Raw genomic sequence first — 17,653 nt, forward strand, 5'->3', positions numbered from 1 at the left:
AAAGAGGCCCAGCCGATCGGCTGGGCCTCTTTCGTGTGCTTATTTACTGCTCGGACTTCTGCCGCTCTTCGGCGGTCTTGGCGCCTGCGCGGGCCGACTCTGCTTCGGCTTCCTTCTTCGCGGCGTCCTGCTGAGCGTCCGCCTTATCCTGCTGGGCCTTGCCCTCGCGGACCATGTCGTCGCGTCCGGTGACGGTGCCGACCGTTTCCTTGGCCTTGCCCTTCACGTCCTCGACGACGCCCTTGATGCCTTCTTCGGGACCACTGTTCTTCTCGGTCATACTCACCTTCCAACTTGATCGTGAGTGTTCACGACGGGGCACGTCCCCACGGACGCAGTGTTCCCGAGGACCGCTCCGGGTAAACCCGGCGCGCCACTTCCGGATCGCTCCGTCAGCCGGGCAGCGTCTCGCCACCGATCGGTGCCAGCACCTCACCGCTGTAGTACGACGACATCGTGCCCGAGGCGAAGAACACGTAGGACGGCGCGATCTCGTCGGGCTGGGCCGCACGCCCGAAAGGTGTCTGCTCGCCGAAGGATTCGGTCTTCTCGGCATCCATCGTCGCCGGGATCAACGGTGTCCACACCGGACCGGGCGCTACGCAGTTGACCCGAATCCGCCGGTCTGCCAACGATTGTGCGAGCGAGTAGGTGAGCGCCAGGATCGCGCCCTTGGTGGCCGAGTAGTCGATCAGAGTCTTGTTGCCGCGCAGGCCGTTGATCGATCCGGTGTTGATGACGGCCCCGCCGTCGGGCAGGTGCGCGAGCGCCGCCTTGGTCACCCGGAAGTAGCTGTCGATATTGACCGAGAACGTCCGCCGCCATTGCTCGTCGCTGATGTCGGTGAAGTCCTCGGTCGGGTTCTGATAGGCGACGTTGTTCACCAGGATGTCCAGTCCGCCGAGTTCCTCGACGGTGCGCGCCACCACATCTCGGCAGTGCTGGGCGTCGCCGAGATCGCCGGGCAGCAGCACGCTGCGCCGGCCCGCCGCCTCAACCAGCGAGCCGGTGTGCCGGGCGTCGTCGTCCTCGTCGAGGTAGGCGATGGCGACATCGGCGCCTTCCTTGGCGAACGCCGCGGCGACGGCGCGACCGATGCCGGAATCGCCGCCGGTGATCAGTGCGCGCTTACCGGCGAGCAGGTCACGGCCGACGTATTCGCGCATCTCGTCGCGCGGCGCCCGGTCCATGTCGGCGGTGTGGCCGGGGTAGGCGATGACGCCTTCGGGTTCAGTCACGTGCCTCGTCTCCTCGCTTCTCGGCATGCATGGCCGCGCCCACCGGGTATCCGTCTCCGGCCGGTCGAAACGGCCAGTCGCGCCGATGAAATCCACTTTGCGAACGGTCTCCGGTCGCTTCGCGAAATCTCTAACGTTCGACGTTTATGGCCCTCTGGGCTCGGATAACCGTCGCCGCATGACCGACCGTGCGCGCGTGCTGCTCGTCTGGCACGTACACGGATCGTGGACGCAGTCGCTGGTGGCCGGGCCGCACCGCTACCTGATACCCGTCAGCCCCGCGAAGGACGCCAACGGCAAGGGCCTACTGGGTCGCAATTGGCCGCGTGCGCAGGAAGTTCCGCTCGACCAGCTGCGTGACCGCGACGTCGACCTGGTGATCCTGCAGCGGCCGGAGGAGCTGGACCTCGCGGCGCGGTGGCTGGGCCGTGAGCCGGGCGTCGACGTACCCGCGGTGTACGTCGAGCACAACGCGCCACGCCCGTCGGCGGTGGACAGCGTGCACCCGATGGCCGACCGCTCCGACATCCCCGTCGTCCACGTCACCGACTTCAATCGGCTGATGTGGGACAGCGGCCGCGCGCCCACGCGGGTCATCGACCACGGCATCGCCGATCCCGGCGCGCTGTACACCGGGGAGGTCCCGGCCGCGGCGACGATGATCAACGAACCGCTGCGGCGGTGGCGCACGGTGGGTGCCGATCTGCTGCCCGAACTGGGCCGGCATGCGCCCGTCGACGTCTGGGGCATCGACACCGGCGCGCTGGACGACAAGCAGTGGCCCGGTGTCCGCGGCCTCGGCGACGTGCCCACCGCGAAACTCCTGCGCGAGGTCGCGCGCCGGCGGGTCTACGTGCACACGGCCCGCTGGACGTCGCTGGGGCTGTCGCTGGTGGAGGCGATGTATCTCGGCATGCCGGTGGTCGCGGTGGCCTCGACGATGGCGCCCCTGGTGGTGCCTGCCGAGGCGGGAGTGGTCAGTGCGGACGTCAAGACGCTGGCGTACGCGTTGGAGGGTTTCGTCACCGATCTGCCCGCGGCCACCGCCGCGGGTAAGGCGGCCCGTGATTTTGCGGCGGCGCACTTCGCGCTCGATCGCTTCCTCGCCGACTGGGATGCCCTGGTCGACGAGGTCTGCGGATGATTTCAAGGGAGGACCCTGCGATGAGAATCGCGATGGTTTCCGAACATGCCAGCCCGCTGGCCGCGCTCGGCGGCGTGGATGCCGGTGGTCAGAACGTGCACGTCGCGGCGTTGTCGGCGGCGCTGTGCCGCCGCGGTCACGAGGTGACGGTGTACACCCGTCGCGACGATCCGCACCTGCCGGAGCGGGTCGAGACGCCGCAGGGCTACACCGTCGTGCACGTACCCGCCGGTCCGCCGGAGCGGCTGCCCAAGGACGAGCTGCTGGCCCACATGGGCCCGTTCGCGCAGTACCTCGACGAGCAGTGGTCGGTCGATCGGCCCGATGTCGCGCACGCCCACTTCTGGATGTCCGGCATCGCGACCCAGCTCGCCGCCCGCCACCTCGACCTGCCCGCCGTGCAGACCTTCCACGCGCTCGGGGTGGTCAAGCGCAGGCACCAGGGTGTCCAGGACACCAGTCCGGAGGATCGGCTCAAGCTCGAGGCGATGGTGGCGCGTACCGCCACCTGGGTCGCCGCGACCTGTACCGACGAGGTGTTCGAATTGATGCGGCTGGGCCGGGCGCGGTCCCGCATCTCGGTGGTGCCCTGCGGCGTCGATCTCGACCTGTTCACCCCGGAGGGCCCGCGCGCCGAGAAGGGCGCCAGACACCGCATCGTCAGCGTCGGCAGGTTCGTGCCGCGCAAGGGTTTCGACGTGGTGGTGCGCGCGCTGCCGGCGATCGCGGACACCGAACTCGTGATCGTCGGCGGTCCGGACGTGTCGGGCCTCGACGCCGACCCCGAGGCGCGTCGACTGCGTGCGCTCGCCGTCGAGCTCGGGGTCGCCGACCGGGTGCACTTCCACGGTGCGGTGGCACGCGAGGACATGCCCGCCCTGCTGCGGTCGGCCGACGTGGTGGCGTGCACACCGTGGTACGAGCCGTTCGGCATTGTGCCGCTCGAGGCGATGGCATGCGGGATCCCGGTGGTGGCCTCGGCGGTGGGCGGCATGCTCGACACGATCGTCCACGACGTCACCGGCCGGCTGGTGCAGCCCAAGCGGCCCGGCGAGGTGGCCGACGCGGTCAACCACCTTCTGCACGACGACTTCCTGCGGCAGAGTTTCGGCGCGGCAGGCCGCGACCGGGCCAGGGCGCGCTACTCGTGGGACCGCATCGCCGGCGACACCGCGCGCATCTACGACCGGCTCGTCCCGGCGCCTGCGATGCCGGTCCCCGTTCCGACCACCTCGAGCATGTCGTCCGGATGACTGTGTCAGCCGCCTTCCAGGACCGCCAGCGCCTCCTCGACGTGGTCGGGCAGCGGCCGGCGACGCTGCAGCACCGCGGGCAACCGGCGCAGCGCCTCACCGGCGGCCTTCACATGGTCGGGCCCGCGCATCGCGCCGGCGAGCAGGGTGCCGGTGGCGCTGACGCAGTGCCGCGGCGGCCGGCGCAGCCAGGTGGTCAGCACGGCGTTGCGCATCACCCGGGCGTCCTGCGCGGCCGTGGTGGGCCGCACCTGGGACGGCTGGTGCACCGCGACCAGCTGCGGGCAATAGCACAGCTCCCAGCCGAGCGCGGCCATGTCGACGGCCACCAGTTGTTCCTCGCCGCGGAAGTGCAGGATCTCGCTGAATCCGCCCGCGGCCTCGAACGCGGTCTTGCGCACCATCGCCGCGCAACTCATGAAGCCCAGGATCGACGGGCCGGGCAGCTCGGCGCGCCGGCCCAGCGGCGAGTCGGCCAGCTGACGGCAGAAGTCGTCCTCGGTGTCGCGCGGCAGCACGATCGTCCTGGCGGCGAGCAGGCCGACGCTGGGATGCGCGTCGAACAGCTCGGCGCCCACCGCGGGCGCCTCGGGCTGCCACCACGAGTCGTCGTCGCAGAAGGCGACGTACGGGGTGCGGCTGGCGGCCACTCCCGCGTTGCGGCCGACGGCTCCGGCGTTGGTGTCGAGTTCGAGCACTCGCAGCCGGCCTGCCGAGCGGGCACCGACCCGGCGCACCGTCGCCACCGAGTCGTCCTCGGAGGCGTTGTCCACCACGACGATCGGGCAGTCGGTGGTGTCGAGCAGCCGCTGCACCACATCCGCGAGTTCCGCGGCGCGGTTGCGGCTGGCGATCACGAACGTGATGCGCGACGAATCACTCTGTGTCCGCGGACGTCCCATGGCCTGTGGAGCTACCCGGTGCGGCGGGGAGCAAACGGAGTTTGCAAGATCAAACCGGGGGTAACTGCGCATGATGCGTGAACTGAAGAAGGTGGTGGTGCTCGGGGGAGTGGGGTTCGTCGGCGGCCATCTCTGTGAGCGCCTGCTGTCCGAGGGAACCGAGGTGATCTGCGTCGACGACCTGTCGACCAGCGCGCGCGACGCGGAGAAGTTGTTCCGGGACCGGCCCGGCTACCGGTTCGTCCGCGCGGACATCAACCAGCCGCTGACCGCGGTGGATCCTGACGTCGACACGGTGTTCCACCTCGCCTCCCCGGCATCGCCCGCCGACTACCTGCGGCTGCCCGTGCACACGTTGCGCACCGGCGCGACGGGCACGGCGAACGCGCTCGACCTCGCGGAGCGGTGCGGCGCCCGGCTGGTGCTCGCATCGACCAGCGAGGTCTACGGCGACCCGTTGGAACACCCACAGGTCGAAAGCTATTGGGGGAACGTCAACCCCATCGGGCCACGCAGCGTGTACGACGAGGCGAAGCGGTACGCCGAGGCGCTCACGTTCGCCTACCACCGGGAACGCGGATCCGATGTCGGGGTGGCACGCATCTTCAACACCTACGGACCGCGGATGCGTCCGGACGACGGCAGGATGGTGCCCACGTTCTGCCGTCAGGCGCTGGCCGGCGAACCGATCACCGTCACCGGCAGCGGCGCACAGACCCGCTCGCTGTGCTACGTGGACGACACCGTGGCCGGACTGATCGCGCTGGCCCGCTCGGACCACGCCGGCCCGTTCAACATCGGCAATTCCCATGAACTGTCGGTGCTGCACATCGCCGAACTGATCCGCGACCTCGCCGCTGACGAGTCGCAGATCCACTTCCTGCCCGCCGTCGAGGACGACCCGCAGCGCCGCTGCCCGGACATCAGCGCGGCCCGGGACGTGCTGGGCTGGCAGCCGGAGGTCGGCTACCGCGACGGTCTGGCCCGCACCATCGAGTGGTTCCGCCGCCAGGCCGATCATGCCGTCGACGGATCCGTTGTCCTGCAATCCGGTTCGAGAACCTAGGGGAACTCGCGTGCGTATCCTTGGAATCAACGCGGTGTTCCACGACCCCGCAGCCGCGCTCGTCGTGGACGGACAGATCGTCGCGGCCGCCGAGGAGGAGCGGTTCTCCCGGCGCAAGCACGGCAAGCAGGCAGTGCCGTTCTCGACCTGGGAACTGCCCGTGCAGTCGGCGCGCTGGTGCCTGCAGCAGGCCGGCCTCACCCCGGCGGACCTCGACGCCGTCGGATACTCCTACGACCCGCGCCTGATGGACGAGACCACCACCGATCTCGCCGGTCTGGACCGCGACTGGGAGTATCTGCGCACCCTCTACGCCGAGCGGGCGCCGCGCTTCCTGCAGAGCGCACTGCCCGGCCTCGATCCGGGGATCGTGCGCTACGTGCGCCATCACGTCGCGCACGCCGCGTCGAGCGCGCTGGCGTCGCCGCATCCGGACTGCGCGGTACTGGTGGTCGACGGGCGGGGGGAGCGGACGTCGATGCTGGCGGGCAGCTACCGCGACCAGAAGATCGACGTGCTGGCCACCCAGGCGCTGCCACATTCGCTCGGCCTGTTCTACGAGGAGCTCACCGAGCACCTCGGCTTCACCCGGTCCAGCGACGAGTACAAGGTGATGGCCATGGCGTCCTACGGCACGCCACGCTTCGCCGACCGGTTCCGGGAACTGGTCTACGCCACCGGTGACGGTGGGTTCCGCACCGAACCCGTCGACTGGGACTCGTTCACCCCGCGACGCCGGGCGGGCGCGGGCAAGGGACACGCGCTGGCCCGGCCCGAGCCCGAGCACGCCGACCTGGCCTGCAGCGTGCAGACCGTCGTGGAGGAGGTCTTGCTCGAGCTGACCGGCTGGCTACGGGCCCATACCGACAGCGACAGTCTCTGCCTCGCAGGCGGCGTTGCCCTGAACTGCGTGGCGAACTCGAAGATCCACCAGCGCAGCGGTTTCCGCAACGTCTGGGTGCAGCCTGCCGCGGGCGACGCGGGCACTGCACTGGGTGCGGCGCTGTCACTGGCCGGGGAGGCAGGCGAGCCGATCGCGCCGATGCCGTCGGCCGCGCTGGGCCGCGGCTGGTCCGACGACGAGATCGAGGCCGTGCTGCGCGAGGCGGCGGTGCCGTTCGAGCGGCCCGCCGATTTCGCCGCGGCCGTGGGTGACGCCCTGGCCGACGACCTGTTGATCGGCTGGTTCCAGGGCCGTTCGGAGTTCGGGCCGCGGGCGCTCGGTTCACGTTCGCTGCTGGCCGACCCGCGCCGCATCGACAACCTGGAACGGCTCAACAACGTCAAGGGCCGCGAGCAGTTCCGGCCGGTGGCACCGATGGTGCTCGCCGAGCGCGCGGCCGAGATCTTCTCGGGCGGGCCGATTCCCAGCCCGTACATGCTGTTCGTCCACGACGTCGCCGAGCAGTGGCGTGACCGGATTCCGGCCGTCACGCACGTCGACGGCACCGCCCGCATCCAGACCGTCGATCGCGATCAGCCGGTGTTGCACGCGACCATCAGCCGGTTCGCCGAACGCACCGGCGTGCCGGTGGTGGTCAACACCAGCTTCAACACCGCGGGCCGGCCGATGGTCGACAGCCCGCGCGACGCGCTGGAGTGCTTCGGCAGCTCGCCGATCGACGTGCTGGCCATCGGGCCGTTCATGGTGCGGAGACCGCGGTGAGAAGCGACGACTTCGCCATCGTGATCCCGACGATCGGCCGGCCGTCGGTGCACCGGTTGCTGGCCGAGCTCGACGGGCAGGACGGTGTGAAACCCGCCGAGATCGTGGTGGTCGACGACCGGCCGGACCCGCACCCGGCGCTGCAGTTCGACACCGCACTGCCGGTCACGATGCTGCGCAGCGGCGGTCGCGGTCCCGCGGCCGCCCGCAACGCGGGGTGGCGCGGCACCAGGGCGCGCTGGATCTGCTTCGTCGACGACGACGTGCTGCCGCACGCCGACTGGTTCGAGCACCTCGCCGAGGACCTGGCCACCGCGGACGCCGAGGGTGCGGCGGGCTCGCAGGCCGTCATCGAGGTTCCTGTGACGCCGGGCCGGCGCGCCACCGACGACGAGAAGCGCACGCAGCGGCTGGCGGACGCCCGGTGGATCACCGCCGACATGGCCTACCTGCGGTCAGCCCTCGTCGACGCCGGCGGGTTCGACGACCGCTTCCCGCGCGCCTACCGCGAGGACTCGGATCTGGCGCTGCGCATCACCCAGCGCGGTGGCGAAATCATCCAGGGCAGAAGGCGCTCCACCCACCCGGTGGCGAAGGCCACCCTGATGAGCAGCGTGCGGGCGCAGATCGGCAACCGGGACAACGCTCTGATGCGCCGCAAGCACGGCCGGGATTGGCGAGCAGCCGTGGGGGAGGGCCGCGGACGGCTTCCGCTGCACAGCGCGACGACGGCCGCACTGGCCTGTGCGGTCGGCGCGCTGCTCGGCGGCCGGTGGCGCGCGGCGCGCTGGGCCGGCGCCGCGTGGGCGGCGCTGACGGCCGAGTTCGCACTCCGCCGGTTCTGGGCCGGACCGCACAGCATTGCCGAGGCCGGCCGAATGACTCTGACCAGCGCGCTGATTCCGCCGGTCGCCGTCGCCCACCGGCTGCGCGGGGAGTGGACGTTCCGCACCGCGCGCCGCGATCCGCCGCTGGCGGTGCTGCTGGACCGCGACGACACGATCATCGTGGACGGCCCGTACCTCAACGATCCGGACGGTGTGCGGCCCATGCCCGGTTCGGTGGCCGCGCTGGAACGGTTGCGGGACAAGGGGCTACTGCTCGGAGTCGTCACCAATCAGTCCGGGGTGGCCAAGGGATTGATCAGCAGGGAGCAGCTGGACGCCGTCAACGCCAAGGTGGACGCCGAACTCGGGCCGTTCCACACCTGGCAGGTCTGTGTGCACGACGCCGACGACGGGTGCGGGTGCCGCAAGCCGGCGCCCGGCATGGTGCGGGCGGCCGCCGCGGCGCTCGGTGTGGACCCCGCGCGGTGCGTGATGATCGGTGACACCGGCGGTGACGTGGCGGCGGCGCTGTCCGCCGATGCCGACGCCGTGCTGGTGCCGACGCAGCGCACCCTGCCCCACGAGGTCGACGAGGCCCGGGCGCGGGCCCGGGTGGCGCCAAGCCTCGTCGACGCGGTCGACCTCGTCCTGCGGGACTGCCGATGAGCACCGCGGTGGTGGCGAGGCTGGACAGCGCCGGTGACGTGCTGATCACCGGCCCCGCGGTGCGCGCCATCGCCGCGGGCCACGACGCGGTGACGATGCTCTGCGGTCCGCGTGGACGGGCCGCCGCCGAACTGCTGCCCGGCCTGGACGAGATCGTCGAGTGGCAGGCGCCGTGGGTCGACTTCGACTCGCCGGGCCTGACGTCCGACCACGTCGAATCGCTGGTCAAGCAGCTGCGGGACATCCGCCCCGACCGGGTATTCGTCTTCACGTCGTTCCACCAGTCGCCGCTGCCGCTGGCGCTGATCTGCCGGATGGCGGCGGTGCCGTGGATCGGCGCGATCTGCGAGGACTATCCGGGGACGCTGCTCGACCTGCGGCACCACGTGCCCGACGGCATCCCCGAACCCGAACGGGCGCTCTCCCTGGCCCGCGCCGGCGGATGCGAGCTGCCGGCGGGGGACGACGGCGCCCTTCGCGTCCGGGAGACGGCGCTGCCCGACGACCTCGCGCCGATCGCCGGCGATGGACCGTTCGTGGTGTTCCATCCCGGCGCGGCGGTGCCTGCGCGCCGGCCCTCGGCCGAACGCAGCGCGGGCATGGTGGCGGCGCTGCGGGCCGCCGGTCACCGCGTCGTGGTCACCGGTGACCCGGCCGAGCGGGAACTGACCGCGGCGGTGGCCGTCGAGGGCGCACTCGACCTCGGTGGGCGCACCACACTGGCCACCCTCGGCGCGGTGTACTCGCGGGCGTCGGTGGTGGTCACCCCCAACACCGGGCCCGCCCACCTGGCCGCCGCCGTCGGCGCGCCGGTGGTCTCGTTGTTCGCGCCCGTGGTGCCCGCGTCGCAGTGGAGCCCATACGGCCGCAATGTCATTCGTCTCGGCGATCAGCAGGCCCCATGCCGGCTGACCCGAGCCAGGTCGTGTCCTGTGCCCGGCCACCCGTGCCTGGACGGCATCACCGATGCCGAGCTGCTGGCCGCCGTCGACAGATTGGGAGGTACGTCGTGATCGAGACCCACATCTCCGCGCTCGCCGAGGCCGTCGACCGCATCGGGGTCGAGGCGCCCCGGGTCACCGCATGGGGGCGCCATCTGGCGGGGGTGCTGACCTCCGGCGGCCGGTTGCTGGCGTGCGGCAACGGTGGCAGCGCCGCGGAGGCGCAGCACCTCACCGCCGAGATCGTCGGCCGCTTCAAAGACGAGCGGATCCCGTTGTCCGCCATCTCGTTGCATGCCGACACCTCCGCGCTCACCGCGATCGTCAACGACTACGGCATCGACGAGATGTTCGCCCGCGGCGTGCGGGCCCACGGCAGGCCAGGCGACGTCCTGGTGGCGTTGTCGACCAGCGGCACCAGCCCCAACGTCCTCGCCGCCGTCAAGGCCGCCCACGAGAACGGGCTCACCACCTGGGCGCTCGCCGGCCCGGCGCCCAACCCGCTCGCCGCCATGTGCGACGACGCGATCTGCGTCGAGGCCGGTACCACCGCCACCGTCCAGGAGATCCACCTGATGCTCGTGCACGGACTGTGCATCGCGCTGGACGCCGAACTCCTGGGGAGCGACCGTGGCTGAACCGGTGGTGATCGTGGGCGATTCGATGCTCGACGTCGACATCGAGGGCAGCGCCACCAGACTCAGCCCGGAGGCGCCGGTGCCGGTGGTCGACGCCGAGCGGGTGTGGCACCGCCCCGGCGGCGCCGGTCTGGCCGCGGTGCTGGCGGCCCGGGTAGATCGCGACGTGGTGTTGGTGACGCCGGTCGCCGACGACGCCGACGGGCGCGCACTCACCGGTCTGCTCGACGCGGCCGGCGTGCGGGTGGTGGCACTACCCATGACGGGAAGCACCGTGTGCAAGACCAGGATCCGGGCCGGCGGCCAGTCGATGCTTCGCCTCGACCACGGCGACGGCGCCGCGGCCGGCGGTGATCTGCCTGCCGAGGTCGCCGAGATTCTCGAGAGCGCCCGGTCGATCTGCGTCGCCGACTACGGCCGCGGGGTCACCGCCCACACCGGAATGCGGGAGGTGCTGACGCGCGTCGCCGAACGGACCCCGGTGGTGTGGGATCCGCATCCTCGCGGCGCGGCACCGACGCACGGCTGCTGGCTGGTCACCCCCAATCAGGCCGAGGCGGAACGGTTCTCCGAACGCGGCGACAGTGATGCGCACTCCGCGGAGCGGCTGCGGCAGCGGTGGCGGGCCGGAGCGGTCTGCGTCACCCTCGGCGCGGGCGGCGCGGTGCTGGCCACCGAGTCGGGCAGCATGCACGTCCCGGTGCCCGCCGCATCGGGAGCGACCACCGGCCGCCGCGACACCTGCGGCGCCGGCGACCGGTTCGCGATCGCTGCCACCGTCGCACTCGGCGCCGGTGACGACGTGCCCGCCGCCGTCGCCGCCGCGGTCGAGGCGGCCAGCAGGTTCGTCTCCACCGGCGGCGCGGTCGGAGTGTCCAGCGCGGCGCCCGTCGGTGGGAACCACACCGGCACCGGCCATTCGAACGCACTGACCGGTGACCTCGACGAGGTGCGTGACAGGCTCCGCCGCCGCGGCGGCACGCTGGTCGCCACCGGCGGATGCTTCGACCTGCTGCACACCGGCCACATCCGGCTGCTGCACCAGGCCCGCCAACTCGGGGACGCGCTGGTGGTGCTGCTCAACTCGGACTCGTCGGTGCGGGAACTGAAGGGCCCGCGCCGCCCGGTGATGGCCGAGCAGGACCGGGCCCGGGTGCTGGCGGCGCTGGCCTGTGTCGACGCCGTGGTGATCTTCGACGAGCACTCACCCGAGCAGGCCCTGGAGCGGCTCCGGCCGGACGTGTGGGTCAAGGGCGGCGACTACACCGAGAACGACCTTCCGGAGGCCGGCGTCGTCCGCAGGCACGGCGGTGAGGTGGTGCTGCTGCCCACCGTCGCCGGCTACTCATCGTCCAACCTGATCGCCGCGGCGCGATCCTGAGCAGAGGAATTTTTGAACATGAGCGGACTCGGCAACATCATCATCACCGGAGGCGCTTCCGGCCTCGGCGCGGCGACCGTGGAAGCCGTTGTGCGCCATGGCGGCACACCGCTGGTGATCGACATCAACACCCCGTCGGGCGACGTCGCGTTCGCCCACGCCGATCTCGCGGACACCGAGGCGGTGGACGCCGCCGTGCGCAGCCTGGCCGACTCGGTGAACGGCCGGATCGACGGCGTGTTCACCGCCGGGGGCACCGACAAGTGCGGCAAGCTCGGCGACGTCTCGGCCAAGGACTGGGAACGCGTCGTGCACGTGAACCTGCTCGGGACCGCCGCGGTGGTCCGGTCCGCCTTGCCGTACCTGCGGGCCAGCGGCGGCCGGATCGTCACCTGCGCCTCGACGCTGGGCATCAAGGCCGTCAGCGACGCCACCGCCTACTGCGCGTCGAAATTCGGGGTGATCGGGTTCAGCCGGGCGCTGGCCGCCGAACTCGCCGGCGAGGTGGGCGTCACCACGTTGATCCCCGGCGGCATGCACACCGCGTTCTTCGACGACCGCGACGACCAGTACAAGCCGCCCGCGGACGCCAAGCTCAACCGGCCCGAACACGTGGCCGAGACGGTGGTCTTCGCGCTGTCACAGCCGCAGGGCTGCGAGATCAGGGAGCTGGTGGTCGCCGCGTCGACGGAATCCTCATGGCCGTGACGGCCCCGGCCGCGGGGGACACCATCCTGGTCCTGCGCGCGCTGGGACTCGGCGATCTGCTCACCGGCATCCCGGCACTGCGCGGGCTGCGCCGGGCCTACCCCGACGCCCACATCGTGCTCGCCACCCCCGAACGGTTCTGCGGTCTGGCCAAGCTGTCGGGGGCGGTCAACTCCGTCGAGCCGACGCCGGGTCTCGGCCGGTTGCATCCTTGGCGCACCCCACCTGCGCTGGCGGTGAACCTGCACGGCAGTGGACCGCAGAGCATCGACGATCTGCTGGCGATGCGGCCCCGCACCCTGCTCACACACCGGCACGAGGTCTTCGACGGGCTGCAGGGCCCGCCTTGGCGTGCCGACCAACACGAGGTCGACCGCTGGTGTGGGCTGCTGCAGTGGGCCGGAATACCCTGCGACGCAGACGATCTGCGTATCGCCCGGCCACACGGCTATCCGGACCGCTCCGGCGTGGTGGTCATCCACCCCGGCGCCGCGTCGGCGGCGAGGCGCTGGCCCGCCGAGCGGTTCGCCGCGGTGGCGGCGGCGCTGCGCGACGCCGGCCATGAGGTGGTGGTCACCGGCGACTGCAACGAGCTGGACCTGGCCCGGTCGGTGGCGCGGCAGGCCGGCCTGCCCGACACATCGGTGCTGGCGGGAACACTGGGCCTGTTGGGCATGGTCGCGCTGATCAACGACTGCCGACTGCTCATCTGCAACGACACCGGCGTGGGGCACATCGCGACGGCCACCGGTGCGCCCTCGGTGCTGCTGTTCGGGCCGACCCCGCCGGACCGCTGGGGTCCACGTCCGGGGCGAGCGGAGCGACGGGAAGGGCTGGGCGGCGGGCCGCACATCGCGCTGTGGGCCGGGGAGACCGGCGACCCACACGCCCGCGAACCGCATTCCGGGCTGTTGCGGCTGACCGCGGCGCAGGTGCTCGACGCTGTCGGCTCGCTGCTCGAGGTACGCGCATGACGGCGCCTCGCACCGGCGTGGTCGGCGCCGGCTACGTCGGCCTGACCACTGCCGTCTGCCTGGCCGAACGGCACGACACGGTGTGCGTCGACGTCGACGCGGTGCGGGTGCGGGAACTGTCACGGGGGGTGGCCCTGCTCGATGAACCCGGCCTGCCGGAACTGCTCGAGCAGGGGCTGGCCGCGGGCCGGTTGCGGTTCAGCGCCGACTACTCCGATCTGGCCGACCGCGATGTCGTCTTCGTCTGTGTGCCCACACCGAGCCGGCCGGACGGATCGGCGGACCTGAGCGCGGTCGACGCGGCGGTCGACTCGCTCGCCGAGGTGCTGCGCCCTGGCGCGGTGCTGGCGATGAAGTCGACGGTGCCGGTCGGCACCACCCGGCGCGCTGCGCAACGGCTCGCAGGCACCGGCATCCGCGCGGTGTCCAATCCCGAGTTCCTGCGGGAGAGTCACGCCGTCTACGACTTCCGCAACCCCGACCGGATCGTGGTCGGCGCCGACGACGCCGACGCCGCCAACCTGTTGGAGCAGGTGTACGGGCGCGGCTCGGGGCCCGTGCTGCGGATGACCCCGGAGAGCGCGGAGCTGGCCAAGTACGCCAGCAACGCGTTCCTGGCGGTGAAGATCTCCTACATCAACTCGCTGGCCCGGTTGTGTCCGGAGGTGGGCGCCGACATCGGCGACGTCACCCGCTGCATGGGCGCCGACGTGCGGATCGGGCAGCACTTCCTGCGTCCCGGACCCGGTTGGGGCGGTTCGTGCCTGCCCAAGGACACCGCGGCACTGCTGCACACCGGACGTCTGCGCAATGTCGAGCTGCGGGAGGTGGCGTCGGCGTGCGAGACCAACGCCGCGCATGCCGATCAGCTCGCCGCCGCGCTGACCCGTGCGATGGGCGTGCCGTTGGCGGCCGCCCGGGTGACAGCGCTCGGACTGACGTTCAAGGCGGGCACCAGCGACGTCCGCGACTCGCCGGCCCTGACCGTGTGCGCGCAGTTGAGCCGGCGGGGCGCTCAGGTGTGCGGCTATGACCCGCGGCTGGCGAGCCTCGACCAGACCGCGCTGCGCCGTGCCTCGGTGGTGGGCGTGGACGACCCGTACCTGGCGGCGAAGGACGCCGACGCGATCGTCGTGCTCACCGAGTGGCCGGAGTTCTGCGAGCTGGACTGGGCGCGGATCGCCGAGCAGGCGCCCGGGGCCGTCGTCGTCGACACCCGCAATCTGCTCGACCCCGCAGGCCCGACCGAGGCCGGCCTGATCCACCTCGGCAACGGAACACCGTCGGGCTACTGACTTCTGGCGACCTTGCGGATCATCTTCGCGGTCGCGCGCTCGATGATGGCCTGCTTCTCGTCGGCTCGGCGGGTGCGGTCGGCGCGCCGCACGGCGGGCGCGATGGTGGTGCCGCCCTCGTAGGCCTTCAGCACCCGCGGGTCGACGTAGGACGCCCGCGCCACGGCAGGGGTGTTGCCCAGTTCCTCCGAAACCTCCTTCATCACCGCCGATTCCACCCGTTTGATCACCTTCTCGTTGACGGGTGGGTCGGCGTCGACGAAGGCCGCCGCCGCCAGCACGGTGCCGTGCCAGGTCCGTAGGTCCTTCACGCTGAACTCGGCGCCGACCAGTTCCTTGAACCGGGCGTTGAGGTCATCGGCGTGGATGTCGCGCCAGCCGGCGGAGTTCCGGCACACCAGCAGCCGATCGGTGCGCTCCGGCCTGCGCATCAGAGCGCGCACCGAACGCACCACCTCGGGGTCGTCGATCACCCGCGTCCGGCGCACTCCGCTCTTGGCGGGGAAGTCGAACGCGACCGCGTCCCGTTGCACGGTGACGTGCTCGCACAGCAGGGTGGCGATCCCGAATGAGTTGTTCTCCAAGGCGTACTGCTCACCACCGGCGCGGAAGTACCCGAGGTCGAGCAGGTGCAGCGCCAGCGCCAGCACCCGGTCGCGCTCCAGGCCGCGGCCCCGCAGGTCGGCCGCGATCTGGCGGCGCATGTCCGGCAGCCCCTTGGACATCTCCAGCACCCGGTCGAACTTCTCCTCGTTGCGCTCCTCCTGCCACTGCTGGTGGTAGAGGTACTGCTTGCGCCCCGCCACGTCGACCCCGAGCGCCTGGATGTGGCCGTTCGCGTGCGGTGAGATCCACACCTTCTTCCACGCCGGCGGGATGACGAGGTCGTTGATGCGTTCGAGCGTCTTCTTGTCGGTGATCGGCCGGCCCTCGTTGTCGGTGTAGGAGAAGCCCTTGCCCCGGCGGACCCGGCGCAGTCCGGGTCCGGTGACTACGCTGCGGCGAAGACGCATGTGGGGTTCCTGTGTTTGGCGCCGGCCGACGCCGGGGTACTGGACGTGGACCATGGTGAGGACAGGGACGGCGCACAGAGTGTCGGTGTCATCGCAAGTCCCGGACGGCGGCTGGCATGCGTTGCAGTTACCCGGTCGAATCACCGGTCACACGTGTGTTTTCGCGGGATCCCGGGCCGCCGGTGGTTAGCTGGGATTCGTCCTGGGGTAGTCTCGCTTCGATGTTGCCGGGAGGTCAGATGGTGGATTCGGAGATTCCAGACGACGGGCACCTCAGCGCCGACCGGTCGGTCGAACTGCGGGTGGCCGCCAAGCTGGAGAATCTGGCCGTGCTGCGCACCCTGGTCGCCGCGGTCGGCACGTTCGAGGACCTCGACTTCGACGCCGTCGCCGACCTGCGCCTCGCGGTCGACGAGGCGTGTACCCGGCTGATCCGTTCCGCGGTGCCCGACTCGACGCTGGTGGTCGCCGTCCACCCGCGCGACACCGAGGTCGTCGTCGACGCCTCCACCACGTGTCAGACCACCGACGTGCTCGCCCAGGGCAGTTTCAGCTGGCACGTGCTCAGCTCGTTGACCGACGACGTGCAGACCTTCCAGCGGAACGGTCAGGGACCGGCGGAGGGACAGATCTTCGGAATCTCGATGACCACGAGGAGAGCGAGCTCACTGCGGTGACTCGATCCTCGTCGAAGGGTTCGTCGTCTCGATCGAACTCTGAATACGCGGATGTGGCAGCGATGTTCCGCGAACTCCAGGGGCTGCCGGAGGGTTCCGCGCAGTTCCAGCGGCATCGCGACCGCATCGTGGAACGATGCCTGCCACTCGCCGACCACATCGCCCGCCGGTTCGACGGCCGTGGCGAGCCGCGCGACGACCTGGTCCAGGTGGCCCGGGTGGGCCTGGTGAACGCGGTCATCCGGTTCGACGTCGACGCCGGATCGGACTTCGTGTCGTTCGCCGTGCCGACCATCATGGGCGAGGTGCGCAGGCACTTCCGCGACAACAGCTGGTCGGTGAAGGTGCCCCGGCGGCTCAAGGAACTGCATCTGCGGCTCGGCGCCGCCACCGCGGAGCTGTCCCAGCGGCTTGGCCGCGCGCCGACCGCGTCCGAACTGGCCGAGGAACTCGGGATGGACCGCGACGAAGTGGTCGAGGGTCTCGTCGCGGGCAGTTCCTACAACACCCTGTCCATCGACAGCGGCGGCAACAGCGGCAACGAGGATGCACCGGCGATCGCCGACACGCTCGGCGACGTGGACCTGGGTCTCGATCAGATCGAGAACCGTGAGGCGCTGCGGCCGCTGCTGGCCGCGCTGCCGGAGCGCGAACGCACCGTGCTGCTGCTGCGGTTCTTCGAGTCGCTCACCCAGACTCAGATCGCCGAACGGGTCGGCATCTCACAAATGCACGTGTCGCGGCTGCTCGCGAAGTCGCTAACGCGGCTCCGCGACCAACTGCAGTAGCCGGGGCGTTTCGCCCCGCATCCAGGCCAGCGCGGAGTCGACGTCGGCGCACAGTGGGAACATCGCGTCCGGGTCGCAGATCCGCAGCAGGCGCAGCACGGCAGGTCCGGGCACCATCAGCCAATCGGCGCGGGCGCCCGCGCACCGCACGTTGAACGTGTGGAGCGCCGAAAATGCTGCGGTGCCGAAGAACTCGACACCCGACAGGTCCAGCACCAGCCGCGAGGCCCGGTCGGAGTGCCGCAGTGCCCAGTCGACGAAGTCGTTCGAGTTCGCGGCGTCGAGGTCACCGCGGGCGGTGATCAGGACGCAGTTGGGCTCCGGCCACCGGGTGCCGAAGGTGGCGCCGTGACTGGTGTGCTCGTCCGCCCGGTCCGCATCCGGCGGCGACGTGGGTGACGACGAAGAAGAAAGTGATGATGACATTGTGACTCCCGTGGATGGGTGTGCGCGGTTCGCGCTGTGTCACGTCACTT

General features: G+C 71.0%; 18 protein-coding genes. 13 read left to right on the top strand and 5 right to left on the bottom strand.

The genetic code is table 11. The features are described from left to right. Nucleotides 1-43: 43 nt before the first annotated feature. A complete protein-coding gene (gene mbp1 / locus O6P37_RS10175) occupies nucleotides 44-280 on the bottom strand; it encodes a microaggregate-binding protein 1 (protein WP_269893937.1) in 237 nt (78 codons plus the stop codon). A gap of 112 nt (nucleotides 281-392) precedes the next feature. Further along, complete coding sequence (locus O6P37_RS10180; protein WP_269894162.1) at nucleotides 393-1,190, bottom strand: SDR family oxidoreductase; 798 nt, start codon at nucleotides 1,188-1,190, stop codon at nucleotides 393-395. Between the two features lie 226 nt (nucleotides 1,191-1,416). On the opposite strand from O6P37_RS10180, the gene O6P37_RS10185 reads away from it, so the two are divergent. Both O6P37_RS10185 and O6P37_RS10190 read left to right on the top strand, forming a co-directional pair. Continuing rightward, nucleotides 1,417-2,382, top strand: a complete 966-nt coding sequence (locus O6P37_RS10185) for a glycosyltransferase (RefSeq protein WP_269893938.1) — start codon at nucleotides 1,417-1,419, stop codon at nucleotides 2,380-2,382. 20 nt (nucleotides 2,383-2,402) lie between these two features. Continuing rightward, complete coding sequence (locus O6P37_RS10190) at nucleotides 2,403-3,635, top strand: glycosyltransferase (RefSeq protein ID WP_269893939.1); 1,233 nt, start codon at nucleotides 2,403-2,405, stop codon at nucleotides 3,633-3,635. Nucleotides 3,636-3,640: 5 nt separating this feature from the next. Here the strand turns inward: O6P37_RS10190 and O6P37_RS10195 are convergent, their stop codons facing one another. Continuing rightward, the gene (locus O6P37_RS10195) at nucleotides 3,641-4,537 is read right to left on the bottom strand and encodes a glycosyltransferase family 2 protein (protein WP_269893940.1); all 897 of its coding nucleotides are present in this window, start codon (nucleotides 4,535-4,537) and stop codon (nucleotides 3,641-3,643) included. Between the two features lie 73 nt (nucleotides 4,538-4,610). Between O6P37_RS10195 and O6P37_RS10200 the strand changes: the two genes are divergently transcribed. The 9 genes from O6P37_RS10200 to O6P37_RS10240 are packed head-to-tail and all read left to right on the top strand — an operon-like array spanning nucleotide 4,611 to nucleotide 14,699. Beyond that, nucleotides 4,611-5,603: an NAD-dependent epimerase/dehydratase family protein gene (locus O6P37_RS10200; RefSeq protein WP_269894163.1), complete on the top strand. Its 993-nt coding sequence runs from the start codon at nucleotides 4,611-4,613 to the stop codon at nucleotides 5,601-5,603. Between the two features lie 10 nt (nucleotides 5,604-5,613). Continuing rightward, nucleotides 5,614-7,269: a carbamoyltransferase family protein gene (locus O6P37_RS10205; RefSeq protein WP_269893941.1), complete on the top strand. Its 1,656-nt coding sequence runs from the start codon at nucleotides 5,614-5,616 to the stop codon at nucleotides 7,267-7,269. Next, the gene (locus O6P37_RS10210) at nucleotides 7,266-8,762 is read left to right on the top strand and encodes an HAD-IIIA family hydrolase (RefSeq protein ID WP_269893942.1); all 1,497 of its coding nucleotides are present in this window, start codon (nucleotides 7,266-7,268) and stop codon (nucleotides 8,760-8,762) included. The genes O6P37_RS10205 and O6P37_RS10210 overlap by 4 nt, the downstream gene beginning before the upstream one ends. Beyond that, entirely contained in the window at nucleotides 8,759-9,775 is a 1,017-nt protein-coding gene (locus O6P37_RS10215) for a glycosyltransferase family 9 protein (RefSeq protein WP_269893943.1), read from the top strand. The genes O6P37_RS10210 and O6P37_RS10215 overlap by 4 nt, the downstream gene beginning before the upstream one ends. Further along, nucleotides 9,772-10,341 (top strand): D-sedoheptulose-7-phosphate isomerase, encoded by a 570-nt coding sequence (locus O6P37_RS10220; RefSeq protein WP_269893944.1) that lies wholly within the window; start codon nucleotides 9,772-9,774, stop codon nucleotides 10,339-10,341. Before O6P37_RS10215 ends, O6P37_RS10220 begins: the two co-directional genes overlap by 4 nt. Then, nucleotides 10,334-11,722, top strand: a complete 1,389-nt coding sequence (gene rfaE2, locus O6P37_RS10225) for a D-glycero-beta-D-manno-heptose 1-phosphate adenylyltransferase (protein ID WP_269893945.1) — start codon at nucleotides 10,334-10,336, stop codon at nucleotides 11,720-11,722. Before O6P37_RS10220 ends, rfaE2 begins: the two co-directional genes overlap by 8 nt. Nucleotides 11,723-11,740: 18 nt before the next feature. Continuing rightward, nucleotides 11,741-12,430 (top strand): SDR family oxidoreductase, encoded by a 690-nt coding sequence (locus tag O6P37_RS10230; protein ID WP_269893946.1) that lies wholly within the window; start codon nucleotides 11,741-11,743, stop codon nucleotides 12,428-12,430. After that, the gene (locus O6P37_RS10235; RefSeq protein ID WP_269893947.1) at nucleotides 12,421-13,404 is read left to right on the top strand and encodes a glycosyltransferase family 9 protein; all 984 of its coding nucleotides are present in this window, start codon (nucleotides 12,421-12,423) and stop codon (nucleotides 13,402-13,404) included. Before O6P37_RS10230 ends, O6P37_RS10235 begins: the two co-directional genes overlap by 10 nt. After that, complete coding sequence (locus O6P37_RS10240) at nucleotides 13,401-14,699, top strand: UDP-glucose dehydrogenase family protein (RefSeq protein ID WP_269893948.1); 1,299 nt, start codon at nucleotides 13,401-13,403, stop codon at nucleotides 14,697-14,699. Before O6P37_RS10235 ends, O6P37_RS10240 begins: the two co-directional genes overlap by 4 nt. On the opposite strand, the gene O6P37_RS10245 is transcribed toward O6P37_RS10240, so the two are convergent. Continuing rightward, a complete protein-coding gene (locus O6P37_RS10245) occupies nucleotides 14,693-15,712 on the bottom strand; it encodes a DNA topoisomerase IB (protein WP_269893949.1) in 1,020 nt (339 codons plus the stop codon). The genes O6P37_RS10240 and O6P37_RS10245 overlap by 7 nt on opposite strands. A gap of 239 nt (nucleotides 15,713-15,951) precedes the next feature. On the opposite strand from O6P37_RS10245, the gene O6P37_RS10250 reads away from it, so the two are divergent. Further along, on the top strand, nucleotides 15,952-16,389 hold the full coding sequence (locus O6P37_RS10250; protein ID WP_269894164.1) for an ATP-binding protein: 438 nt from the start codon (nucleotides 15,952-15,954) through the stop codon (nucleotides 16,387-16,389). 62 nt (nucleotides 16,390-16,451) lie between these two features. After that, complete coding sequence (locus O6P37_RS10255; RefSeq protein WP_276009836.1) at nucleotides 16,452-17,177, top strand: RNA polymerase sigma factor SigF; 726 nt, start codon at nucleotides 16,452-16,454, stop codon at nucleotides 17,175-17,177. On the opposite strand, the gene O6P37_RS10260 is transcribed toward O6P37_RS10255, so the two are convergent. Beyond that, complete coding sequence (locus O6P37_RS10260) at nucleotides 17,148-17,603, bottom strand: STAS domain-containing protein (RefSeq protein ID WP_269893950.1); 456 nt, start codon at nucleotides 17,601-17,603, stop codon at nucleotides 17,148-17,150. The genes O6P37_RS10255 and O6P37_RS10260 overlap by 30 nt on opposite strands. Between the last annotated feature and the right edge of the window lie 50 nt (nucleotides 17,604-17,653).

Origin of the sequence: Mycobacterium hippophais (genome assembly GCF_027529605.1) — a bacterium.
Taxonomy (GTDB): domain Bacteria; phylum Actinomycetota; class Actinomycetes; order Mycobacteriales; family Mycobacteriaceae; genus Mycobacterium; species Mycobacterium arseniciresistens.